The sequence below is a fragment of the Paenisporosarcina sp. P4_E4_2 genome (assembly GCF_056401595.1).
In genome coordinates this window covers 1-2,629 of sequence record NZ_JBFUJC010000399.1, presented here as the reverse complement: position 1 = coordinate 2,629, position 2,629 = coordinate 1, and the positions used below count along the sequence as shown (strand labels likewise).

5 protein-coding genes and 1 pseudogene are annotated in these 2,629 nt (G+C 37.2%); 5 read left to right on the top strand and 1 reads right to left on the bottom strand.

The genetic code is table 11. The features are described from left to right. The 4 genes from AC1DSB_RS17760 to AC1DSB_RS17745 form a co-directional block, all read left to right on the top strand. A partial coding sequence (locus AC1DSB_RS17760; protein ID WP_477587253.1) for an MFS transporter occupies window positions 1–546 on the top strand: 546 nt, incomplete at its 5' end. 311 nt (window positions 547–857) lie between these two features. Next, a complete protein-coding gene (locus tag AC1DSB_RS17755; RefSeq protein WP_477533304.1) occupies window positions 858–1,076 on the top strand; it encodes a spore coat associated protein CotJA in 219 nt (72 codons plus the stop codon). Next, window positions 1,073–1,339: a spore coat protein CotJB gene (locus AC1DSB_RS17750; protein ID WP_477587252.1), complete on the top strand. Its 267-nt coding sequence runs from the start codon at window positions 1,073–1,075 to the stop codon at window positions 1,337–1,339. Before AC1DSB_RS17755 ends, AC1DSB_RS17750 begins: the two co-directional genes overlap by 4 nt. 15 nt (window positions 1,340–1,354) lie before the next feature. Next, the gene (locus AC1DSB_RS17745; RefSeq protein WP_477587251.1) at window positions 1,355–1,924 is read left to right on the top strand and encodes a manganese catalase family protein; all 570 of its coding nucleotides are present in this window, start codon (window positions 1,355–1,357) and stop codon (window positions 1,922–1,924) included. A gap of 120 nt (window positions 1,925–2,044) precedes the next feature. Here the strand turns inward: AC1DSB_RS17745 and AC1DSB_RS17740 are convergent, their stop codons facing one another. Next, window positions 2,045–2,272 (bottom strand): WGxxGxxG family protein, encoded by a 228-nt coding sequence (locus AC1DSB_RS17740; RefSeq protein WP_477587250.1) that lies wholly within the window; start codon window positions 2,270–2,272, stop codon window positions 2,045–2,047. 89 nt (window positions 2,273–2,361) lie between these two features. Between AC1DSB_RS17740 and AC1DSB_RS17735 the strand changes: the two are divergent. Continuing rightward, window positions 2,362–2,629: pseudogene (locus AC1DSB_RS17735) on the top strand (EamA family transporter); the annotation flags it as partial.

Sequence of the window (2,629 nt, the reverse complement as noted above, 5' to 3'; positions counted from 1 at the left end):
GTCTTTCTCAGTGGTATTTTTGTTATGCTTATTTTATTCGGCACACTTTTCTTTCTATCGGAAATTCTGGAGAAAGAATACGAATTGAAAGGAATTAAGAAAGGCTACGTRCTGGCCATTCCCCTATTAATGTTGTGTATCGCTTCTTTCATTACGGGCCGYAAGATCAAAGGCAATCTATACAAGATGAAAAAAATGATGTTAGTCTGTCTAATTGCTTTRTCWGTGAGCGTKRGTATGGTTGGAATATKGGCCGAMCGACTTTGGGTCTTGCTCACTATTACCAGCCTTGTCGGAATTGCCATAGGTGCCATGCTMCCTGTTCTTGACGCACTCATAACRGAGAATATTGATAAAGAAGAACGMGGTACCGTCTCATCTTTCTACAGTTCTGCTCGTTTCATTGGYGTGGCAGCTGGACCACCAATCATGGCGCTGGTCATGAACAATTATCTCAATGTTAGTTWTTTGATGGCAGGTKCACTAGGTGTTATTTTGACTTTTCTTGTATTTAAGTTCATCGATGTGAAAGAAATAGAGAACTAAATGCTTATCAAAAGGAGACGATACTAGTTATTCTTATGTTCAAATAACTGGTTGGTGGTTTTTTTATTATTTACTATCTACATCTGCATGGAGTATTCACCTTCTAATTTAGTTAGGGATATAGATATTTGTCTAACTGGTCTCTGGTTTTTATTTTAGTATTTAAACCACACTTCAACTGTAGTAAGACATTCATAATTGAAATTAATCTGCTCCAAAATTTATTTAAAACAATAATTTTAATAAAAGATTGTCCAATGAGCATCAACCGTTTCCTAATTGTCATAGGTTAGTTTAAAGGAGGATGTCATTTGGATCATTCGAAATTTAGAGGTAGTTATAAGCCTTATGTATCGCCACGTGACCCTTGCCCACCCATTTTAGAAAAATTCTTTGTTTTACCTCCACAAATTTTTACGAATTTCCAAAAACCTGGTCTACCACAAAACTCACCCGAAGAGGCTCTAAAACAAGGTTCACTCTGGCCACAATTTGTAGACGGTTTTTCACGGGAGGAGGGAATTTCATGAATGCTTCTGAAGCTGAATGGAATATGTTAAAGGTAGTACAACAAATGGACTTTGTAGTAGTTGAGTTAACTCTTTACATCGATACGCATCCAGACGATGAAGAAGCACGTAGACAATGGAGAGAAGCCATTAAAGAAGCAGCAAATGTACGGAAACAATTTGAAATGGAATATGGTCCTTTATCTTTAAGATCTGTACCTTCTAAACAAGCTATTGATGTTGGCTGGCAATGGAATTCCTCACCTTGGCCATGGCAACGATGAGAAAGGGGAAATGAAATGTGGGTTTATGAAAAAAAACTTTTATACCCCGTAGAAGTGACAACTTGTAATCCAATGCTTGCTAGATATATTATGGAGCAATACGGTGGTGCGGACGGTGAACTTGCAGCTGCTCTAAGGTACATGAATCAGCGTTATACTGTTCCTGAGAAAGTAATTGGGTTACTAACAGATATTTCAACGGAAGAGTTTTCTCATTTAGAAATGCTTGCAACCATGATTTACAAATTAACAAAAGATGCAACTCCCGAAGAATTAGAAAAAGCTGGCCTGGGAGCACATTTTGTCAATCATGGTCATTCCCTATTCTATGAAAATGCCGGTGGTGTTCCGTTTACAGCGACATATATCCAATCTAAAGGTGACCCTATTGCGGATTTGTATGAAGATATCGCAGCAGAAGAAAAGGCACGCGCAACATATCAATGGTTAATCGATATTTCAGACGACCCAGGTATTAATGATGCTTTAGCTTTTTTAAGAGAAAGAGAAAATATCCACTCTCTTCGCTTCCGAGAAGCAGTTGAACTACTAAAGGATGAACGAGATCGAAAAAAAATATTTTAACCTCCCCCTCTAAGAACGTTAGTTGATTTTACAACTAATAATAATTATTAATTATTGGACATATAAAAAAACGACCAATCTAATTAAGAAGAGGTCGCTTTTTTTTATCATATATATTATTTACTTAATTTCTCGTCGCTCTTCTCTTCTGCGTAATCCTAACAAACCCGCTAACCCTAATAATCCTATCCAGCCCCAATCAGTATCATCGTCGTCATCCATACCGGAAGTTGTGTTAGTGTCAGTGTCAGGAGTATTGTTTGTAGTGGTATTGGGTGTAGCATAGGTAGATTCAGTAAATGAAAAAGTGATCATTAATACAAGAAAAAGTCCTAGTAATTTTTTCATATTGTAGTACCTCCTTTGAGTTGTTGTTACAACCTAGTTATTGTCATAATCAAATCGAACTATACATAAAAAAGCCCCACCCACAATTAGTTTTTCCGTGGTTACCCAAAATTAATATCTCTGAACTGACTCACCCGACTATTTGGGGAGGACTTTTGTATTTGGGTGTTATCTCAACAGCAGTTGGATTTTTACTTTGGAATCGTGGATTGCAAATGCTTAACGCCTCAAATGGCGGATTATTTTTCTTCTTTCAGCCCGTGGTTGGAACATTACTTGGATGGCTTATTTTAGGCGAGAACATAGGTGTAACGTTTTGGATAGGATCTATCCTAATTCTCACTGGTGTTTTATTAT

What these genes read in the sequence shown, in the direction of transcription:
- AC1DSB_RS17745 (WP_477587251.1), top strand. Translation starts at nt 1,355, where the DNA reads ATGTGGGTTTATGAAAAAAAACTTTTATACCCCGTAGAAGTGACAACT.
- AC1DSB_RS17740 (WP_477587250.1), bottom strand. Translation starts at nt 2,272, where the DNA reads ATGAAAAAATTACTAGGACTTTTTCTTGTATTAATGATCACTTTTTCA.
- AC1DSB_RS17750 (WP_477587252.1), top strand. Translation starts at nt 1,073, where the DNA reads ATGAATGCTTCTGAAGCTGAATGGAATATGTTAAAGGTAGTACAACAA.